Below are 7,786 nucleotides of genomic sequence, written 5' to 3' on the forward strand. Positions count from 1 at the left end.
GCGTAGGTGGTGTCGCCGTCGTTGAGGACGAGGAGGGCGGGGCGGGGGCCGGGGATCGCGAGGGGCGCGGTCAGCGGCAGGTCGGTCTCGGTGCGTTCGCGCAGCACGAGGCGGTGGGGGTCGGCGAGGTCCTGGTCGTAGACGCCGAGGGCGAGGCGGTGCGGGCGGCTGCCGGCGTGGTCGACGGTGAGGGTGGCGTCGGCCGGGTGGTAGGCGGGCGTGAGGGTGTCCACGCCGGTGGTGCGCAGCCATGTCCGGGCCCAGGCGTGGACGTCGCGGTCGGTGGCGGTGGCGAGGTTGTCGAGGAAGTCGGCGAGGGTGGCGTTGCCGAAGCGGTGGCGGGCGAAGTGCGCGTTGATGCCGGCGATGAACTCCTTCTCCCCCATCCAGGTGACGAGCTGGCGCAGCGCGGAGGCGCCCTTGGCGTAGGAGATGCCGTCGAAGTTGAGCAGTGCGGAGGCGGTGTCGGGCACGGCGTCCGGGTCGGGGGCGACGGGGTGGGTGGAGGGGCGCTGGTCGGCGTCGTATCCCCAGGCCTTGCGGGCGACGCCGAACTCGGTCCACACGTCCGGGTAGCGGGTGGTGGCCTCGTTGAGGGTCTGGTAGCCCATGTACTCGGCGAAGGACTCGTTGAGCCAGATGTCGTCCCACCAGGCGAGGGTGACGAGGTCGCCGAACCACATGTGGGCCATCTCGTGGGCGATGACCATGGCGCGGGTGGCGCGCTCGGTGTCGGTGACGGCGGAGCGGTAGACGAACTCGTCGCGGAAGGTGACCAGGCCCGGGTTCTCCATGGCGCCGGCGTTGAACTCGGGGACGAACGCCTGGTCGTAGGAGTCGAAGGGGTAGGGCTCGTCGAACTTGCGGTGGTACTGGTCGTAGAGCCGCTTGGTGGTGTCGAGGATCTCGTCGGCGTCGGCGTCGAGGTGGGGGGCGAGGGAGCGGCGGCAGTGGATGCCGAAGGGCAGTCCGGCGTGCTCGGTGCGCACCGAGTGCCAGGGGCCGGCGGCGACGGCGAGCAGGTAGGTGGAGATCGGCGGGGTGGCGGCGGCCTGCCAGCGGCCGTCGGCGGTGCGGGTGGTGACGCCGTTGGCGAGGACGGTCCAGTGCTCGGGGGCGGTGACGGTGACCTCGAAGACGGCTTTGAGGTCGGGCTGGTCGAAGGCGGCGATGACGCGCTGCACGTCGTCGAGGAAGAGCTGGGTGTAGAGGTAGGTCTCGCCGTCGCTGGGGTCGGTGAAGCGGTGCATGCCCTCGCCGGTGCGGGAGTAGCGCATGGCGGCCTCGACGCGGAGGGTGTGCTCGCCCTCGGTGAGGGTGAGCGGGAAGCGGTCGCCGTCGAGGGCCGCCGGGTCCAGCGGCTCGCCGTCCAGGACGGCCGCGCGCAGGATGGCGGGCTTGAGCTCGACGAAGGTGGCGCCGGCGGCCCGGGACGTGAAGTGGATGGTGGTGGACGACTCGAAGGTGTCGTCTCCGCCTGTCACGTCGAGGTCGACGGTGTACCGGTGGACGTCCAGGAGCTGGGCACGGGTCTGCGCTTCGTCGCGCGTCAGTACGGGCATGGGGCCATGCTGCCCGATGGGGTGGGCGCCGGGCGATGGGGTTCGCCCGAGAACCGGGCGGGGGGCTTGCACCAGCTCGCGGGGCGCGCGAGGGGAGCGCTGGCAGGAGGCGCAGGCCCGGGCGCGGGAGCGGGCCGCGCGGGCAGGAGGCGCAGCCCCCGGGGGCGTAAGCGGGCGGCGTGGGCAGGAGGCGCAGCCCCCGGGAGCGGGAGCGGGCGGCGCGGGCGCAAGGCGCAGGCCCGGGGGGAACGGGCCGCGCGGGCAGGAGGCAACAGGCCCCCCCGGGGACGGGGCAGGCGGAAGGCGCGGGCCCGGGAGCCGGGGGCGGCGGGCACGGGCTAGTCGCCGGTGTCCTCCGGGTCCGGGGTGGTGGCGGCGATGGTCTCGTGGTGGCGGATGACCTCGGCGATGATGAAGTTGAGCAGCTTCTCGGCGAACGCGGGGTCGAGGTGGGCGCTCTCGGCCAACTGGCGGAGCCGGGCGATCTGCCGGGACTCCCGGTCGGGGTCGGCGGGCGGCAGGTGGTGCTCGGCCTTGAGATGGCCGACCTGCTGGGTGCACTTGAAGCGCTCGGCCAGCATGTGGACGACGGCGGCGTCGATGTTGTCGATGCTCTGGCGCAGCCGGTCCAGCTCCGCCTGCGCGTCCCGCACGTCCCCCGGGTCGCTCACGCCCCGCACATCGCCCATGTCACGTGCATCTCGCGCATCGCCCACGTCCCGTGCATCCCGCACATCGCTCGCGTCACCTGCGTCTCGCGCGTCCCGCGCGTCCCGCAGCTCGCTTGCGTCCCGCTCGGCGCGGGGGGTCCTCTGTCCGGCCCCCGCCGCCCGGCCCTCCCCGCCGTGTCCGTCGTGGCCGGTCCCGTCGGTCTTGCTGGTGCTCATGACCTGCGAGCTTAGACGTGACCGGTGATGACCGTCGCGGGGTGTTCGGCATCCGGGACCCGGTCGCTCCAGCCGCCGGGCACGGTGTGCCGCTGCTGCTCGCGGAAGCGGACCGGGGCGGTGCCGACGCGCCGGGTGAACAGCCGGGAGAAGTAGGCGGGATCGTCGTAGCCGACACGCCGGGCTACCGCGGCGACCGGCAGGTCGGTCCCGGCGAGCAGCTCCTTGGCCCGCCCGAGCCGGACGGACAGCAGGTAGTCCTTGGGGCTGCACCCGGCCGCCCGGCGCACGGCGGTGCGCAGCTCGGCGGTGGTCATGCCGTGCCGGGCGGCGTGCTCGGCGACGGTGAGCGGACGGCAGGCGTCGCGGGCCAGGGCCTCCAGGACCGGGTCGCCGTCGGCGGTGGCGCCGGCCCGGGCGCGGCGCAGGGTGACCAGGAGTTCGTGGACGGCGGCGGCGGTCTCCACCTCCAGCAGGGGGTTGCCGCGGCGGGCGGCCCGGGCGATGCGGGCGATGACGGCGCGGGCGGGGCCGGCGTCGGCGAGGGGGACGACGGGCCGGTCGGGCTCCAGGTAGCCCAGCTCGGCATAGGTGGCGGTGGCGGGCCCGGCGAAGTCGACGAAGCCCTCGTCCCAGCCGGTGGCCGGGTCGGGGCCGTAGTGGTGGGGGACGCCGGGGGTGAGCCACAGCAGCGCGGGCGCCGTGACGGTGGTGCGGCGCCCGTCGGGGGTGCGGTACCAGCCGCCGCCGGCGCTGACGACGACGGCGACGTGGTGGTCCAGGGTGCGCGGGCCGACGGTGGGCAGGGCGCCGTGCTGGAGACCGACGCCGAGGCAGACCAGGCCGAGGCGCTGGTGCAGCGGGCTGGGCGTGAAGAAGCGCATCCAGGTGTGGTACGTCACCGCGCCTCCCGACCTCGTACGCCGGCTCGTGCATCCGATCTCGTACGCCGGCTCGTGCATCCGACCGCGTGCGCCCCGCGTCCCGCGCGCCCCGCTGGCGCGCCGCGGACGTCACGCGTCCTGCTCGTGGGTCCAAACAGCGCCGATCTTTGTCCATGGACCGCCCGGCCGCCAGAGGGCGAGGGTTGATCACGCGAGACGCGTGCAGTGAGAGGTGGGAGGGAGAGGGGCGATCGTGGCGGAGTTCACGGTGGGTGAGCGGGACTTCCTGCTGGACGGGGAGCCGGTGCGGCTGCTGTCGGGGGCGCTGCACTACTTCCGGGTGCACGAGGAGCAGTGGGGGCACCGGCTGGCGATGCTCCGCGCGATGGGGCTGAACTGCGTGGAGACGTACGTGCCGTGGAACCTGCACGAGCCGGAGCCGGGCCGCCACCGGGACCTGGGCGCGGTGGGGCGGTTCCTGGACGCGGTGGCCGATGCGGGGCTGTGGGCGATCGTGCGGCCGGGCCCGTACATCTGCGCCGAGTGGGAGAACGGCGGGCTGCCGGCCTGGCTGACCGGGAGGCTGGGGCGGCGGGTGCGGACGGACGACGCCGCCTACCTGGGGCATGTGGAGCGCTGGTTCGGCGCGCTGATGCCGCAGGTGGCGGCCCGGCAGGTGGACCGGGGCGGCCCGGTGCTGATGGTGCAGGCGGAGAACGAGTACGGCAGTTTCGGCTCGGACCAGGGCTATCTGCGGCGGGTCGTGGAGCTGCTGGCGGCGTGCGGGGTGAGCGTGCCGCTGTTCACCTCGGACGGGCCGGAGGACCACATGCTGACCGGCGGTTCGGTGCCCGGGGTGCTGGCGACGGTCAACTTCGGGTCGGGGGCGCGGGCGGCGTTCGAGGTGCTGCGCCGCCACCAGCCCGCCGGGCCGCTGATGTGCATGGAGTTCTGGTGCGGCTGGTTCGGCCACTGGGGCGAGGAGCAGGTGGTGCGGCCGGCGGCGGACGCGGCGCGGGCGCTGGCGGAGATCCTGGAGCGCGGGGCGTCGGTGAACGTCTACATGGCGCACGGCGGGACGAACTTCGCCGGCTGGGCGGGGGCGAACCGGGCGGGACCGCTGCACGACGGGCCGTTGCAGCCGACGGTGACCTCCTACGACTACGACGCGCCGATCGACGAGGCGGGGCGGCCGACGGAGAAGTTCTGGGCGTTCCGCTCGGTGCTGGAGCGCTACCGGCCGCCCGGGGACGGGCCGCTGCCGGAGGTCCCGGCGCCGCCGGCGGAGCTGTCCGGGCCGGCGGAGGCGGTGGTACGCGAGTGGGCGCCGCTGCCGGACGTGCTGGAGTCGCTGGGCGACGCGGAGTGGGAGGGTCCTCTTCCGCCGACGTTCGAGGAGCTGGGGGTGGATCGCGGGCTGGTGCGCTACCGGCTGCGGCTGCCCGGGCCGCGTGTGCCGTATCCGCTGTCGGTGACCGGTTTGCGGGACCGGGCGCTGGTGTACGTGGACGGGGTGCGGGCCGGGATGCTGGTGGGCGCGGGTCCGCTGGGCGAGGCGGCGCTGCCGGAGCCGGTGGCGGGGCCGGCGGAGGTGGAGCTGTGGGTGGAGTCTCTGGGGCGGGTGAACTACGGGCCGAGGCTGGGCGAGCCCAAGGGGATCGCGGACGGGGTGCGCCACGAGCGGCAGTACGTGCACGGGGTGCGGGCCCGGGGGCTGCGGCTGGACGCGTTCACGGCGGACGCGGTGGCGAAGCTGCCCGGCCGGCCGCCGGATCCGGCGGCGGCGGAACGGGGCGCTCCGGGGCTGTACCGGGTGGCGCTGGAGGTCGGCGGCGCGCCCGGGGACGCCTGGCTGGAACTGCCGGGGTGGGTGCGCGGCTTCGTCTGGGTGAACGGTTTCTGCGTGGGCCGGTACTGGGCGGAGGGCCCGCAGAGCGCCCTCTTCGTGCCGGGCCCGGTGCTCGTGGCCGGCGGCAACGAGGTGTGGGTGCTGGAGCTGGAGGGCGCGGGCTCGGCGGTGGCGCTGGCCTGACCGACGCCGGCCGGACGGCGAAGAGGAGGGGCGGCGCCCGTCGGACGCCGCCCCTCCCCCGTACCACTGCCGGCTGCTGCCGCTAGAGGGTCGCGGCGGCGGACTTGATCGCGGAGGCGAAGGTGGACACCTCGGTGTAGACACCGGGGTAGTTCGGCCGGGCGCAACCCTGGCCCCAGCTCACGATGCCGACCTGGATCCAGGCGCCCGCGTTGTCCCGGCGGAACATCGGGCCGCCGGAGTCGCCCTGGCAGGTGTCGGTGCCGCCCTGGGCGTAGCCGGCGCAGATCTCCTCGGACGGGATCAGCTCGCCGCCGTAGGACTGCTGGCAGCTCGCGTCGGAGACGAACGGCACGTTCGCCTTGAGCAGGTAGCGCTGCTGGCTGCCGCCCTCGCGGTTGGCGCCCCAGCCGGCGACGGTGAAGGTGCCGGAGTTGAACGCCGTGGTCTCGGCGATCTTCAGGGTGGGCAGGTTGATCGGCTGGGCGAGCTTGATCAGCGCCCAGTCCTTGCCGCTGCCGTTGTAGCCGGGGGCGCGCAGGACCTTGGTGGAGCGGACCTTGATGGTGCTGGAGTTCTGTAGGTCGACGTGGCCGGCGGTGGCGGTGATGCTGGTGTTGTTGCCGGAGGCGCCGACGCAGTGGGCGGCGGTGAGCACGATCTGCTGGGTGAGCAGGGAGCCGCCGCAGCCCATGGAGAGGCGGACCATCCAGGGGAACTCACCCTGGGCGGCGCGCGTTCCACCGACGACGGGAGCGGGAGCGGCGGAGGCGTTGACCGGCTGGAGGCTGACGGCGGCGAGAGCGACGGCGCCGATGACGGCACATCTCTTGAACGCACGCAGAATCGACTTCACGGTACTGCCTTTCGTGGGGGGTTGATGCTCTGTCACGCGTCTCGGAGCCCCGGCCGCGGCAGTTCGGGATGGCATGGGCTCGTCAAGGCGTGCCCAGGATTATGGAGAGGGTGAGACGCGCGCCACAAGGCGGTGTTTTCAGCCATCCGCGCCGCGCCGCGGGCTCGTAGAGTGGACAGCCGGACCGCGGCGCACGGCATGGGAGCTGGACGTGGCGAACGGCAGGAGCGAGCACGGCGGCAGCGGAGCCACCGGTGGTGGTGGCGGCAGCGGGGCCGGTGGCGGAGCCGGCGAGGTCGTGCGCGGCTTCCCGCACCTGGACACCGTCCGCGCGGCGATCACCGCGCTCCACCGGCGGCTGACCCAGGAGGGCCTGTACGCGTACGCGAGCAGCGTCGCGCCGGCCGACGTGGCCTTCGCCGACGTTGACGACCTGCATCTGGGCGCCCAGCGGGTGGCGCACGCGCTGGTGCGGCAGTTGCGGCTGCCGGACGCGCGGGTGATCGTCGGCTTCCGGGAGATGCAGCACGCGGCGAGCGTGGAGCCGGCGGCCGGGCCGGAGTACTTCGTCGAGCTGAACGACCGGTTCCGCACCCATCGGCGGGACATCGGGGCCGCCCTGGCCCACGAGATCACCCATGTGCTGCTGCACCGGCTGGATCTGGCCTTCCCCGGCACCCGGGACAACGAGATCCTCACCGACACGGTGACCACCTACCTGGGCGCGGGCTGGCTGCTGCTGGACGCCTACCGCCAGGACGCGCTCTCCAGCCAGAAGCTGGGCTATCTGACGCCGGAGGAGTTCGGCTACGTCCTGGCCAAGCGGTCGCTGGCGTTCGACGAGGACCCCTCGCCGTGGTTCACCAGCCCGCAGGGGTACCGGGCGTACACCGAGGGGCGGGCCAGGGCGCTGCTGGACCGGCGGCAGCCGCCGCTGACCGCGGCGGGCTGGGCGGGCCGGCACCGGTACGCGAAGGACCGCCGGCACGCCCGCGAGCACCCGGGCACGCCGGTCGCGCCGTACGCGTTCGAGCCGGGGGACGGCCCGGCGCCGGTGCGGGTGGTGTTCCCCTGCCCGACCTGCTGCCAGCGCATCCGGGTCCCGGTGCGGGGCCGGATGCGCGTCCGCTGCGGGCTGTGCCGCACGGTGCTGGAGTGCGACACCTGAGCGGACGCCGGGCGCCGGGCGGACGCAGCTCCGCCCGGCGCTCTCGGCCGTGACGCGGGCTCAGCAGCCGTGGTCCACCCGGTCGAAGGAGGCGTAGTGGTCGGCGGTGTAGTAGTCCTCCGCCGAGCTGCCGGTGACGATGCGCCGGGCGCCCCGGTTGTCCGCGCCCGGGGTGACGACCGTGTACTCGTGGTAGTAGCCGGTGGACTGGCTCGGCAGGATGCCCTCGCGGTTCTGGAAGACGGTGCCGTCCTGCTCGTACGGGTAGGGGCCGCCGGCCTCGATCAGGTCGAGGGTGTCGTGCGCCTGGGCGGGCAGCGCGGAGGAGCAGATCTCGCCGACCGCCGCCGCGCGGACGGCGGTGGCCGAGACGGCGGCGCCGGGGGCGGCGGGGGCG

At 74.4% G+C, this 7,786-nt stretch carries 7 protein-coding genes; 2 read left to right on the forward strand and 5 right to left on the reverse strand.

The window, feature by feature from the left end; translation table 11 throughout:
• The 3 genes from pepN to C6N75_RS22140 all read right to left on the reverse strand — a co-directional run.
• A partial coding sequence (gene pepN / locus C6N75_RS22130) for an aminopeptidase N (protein WP_105870653.1) occupies positions 1-1,562 on the reverse strand: 1,562 nt, incomplete at its 3' end.
• Positions 1,563-1,900: 338 nt separating this feature from the next.
• Positions 1,901-2,251 (reverse strand): chorismate mutase, encoded by a 351-nt coding sequence (locus C6N75_RS22135; protein ID WP_105870654.1) that lies wholly within the window; start codon positions 2,249-2,251, stop codon positions 1,901-1,903.
• Positions 2,252-2,460: 209 nt separating this feature from the next.
• The gene (locus C6N75_RS22140) at positions 2,461-3,333 is read right to left on the reverse strand and encodes a helix-turn-helix domain-containing protein (RefSeq protein ID WP_258177542.1); all 873 of its coding nucleotides are present in this window, start codon (positions 3,331-3,333) and stop codon (positions 2,461-2,463) included.
• A gap of 253 nt (positions 3,334-3,586) precedes the next feature.
• On the opposite strand from C6N75_RS22140, the gene C6N75_RS22145 reads away from it, so the two are divergent.
• Positions 3,587-5,365: a glycoside hydrolase family 35 protein gene (locus C6N75_RS22145; RefSeq protein WP_105870656.1), complete on the forward strand. Its 1,779-nt coding sequence runs from the start codon at positions 3,587-3,589 to the stop codon at positions 5,363-5,365.
• Between the two features lie 82 nt (positions 5,366-5,447).
• Here C6N75_RS22145 and C6N75_RS22150 read toward each other — a convergent pair whose 3' ends face one another.
• Positions 5,448-6,221 (reverse strand): S1 family peptidase, encoded by a 774-nt coding sequence (locus C6N75_RS22150; RefSeq protein WP_105870657.1) that lies wholly within the window; start codon positions 6,219-6,221, stop codon positions 5,448-5,450.
• A 298-nt stretch (positions 6,222-6,519) separates the two neighbouring features.
• On the opposite strand from C6N75_RS22150, the gene C6N75_RS22155 reads away from it, so the two are divergent.
• Complete coding sequence (locus tag C6N75_RS22155) at positions 6,520-7,389, forward strand: hypothetical protein (protein ID WP_105870658.1); 870 nt, start codon at positions 6,520-6,522, stop codon at positions 7,387-7,389.
• A gap of 60 nt (positions 7,390-7,449) precedes the next feature.
• On the opposite strand, the gene C6N75_RS22160 is transcribed toward C6N75_RS22155, so the two are convergent.
• Positions 7,450-7,786: ribonuclease domain-containing protein (locus tag C6N75_RS22160; protein WP_105870659.1), on the reverse strand; the 337-nt coding region annotated here is incomplete at its 5' end.

Origin of the sequence: Streptomyces solincola (assembly GCF_002982015.1) — a bacterium.
GTDB lineage: Bacteria > Actinomycetota > Actinomycetes > Streptomycetales > Streptomycetaceae > Streptomyces > Streptomyces solincola.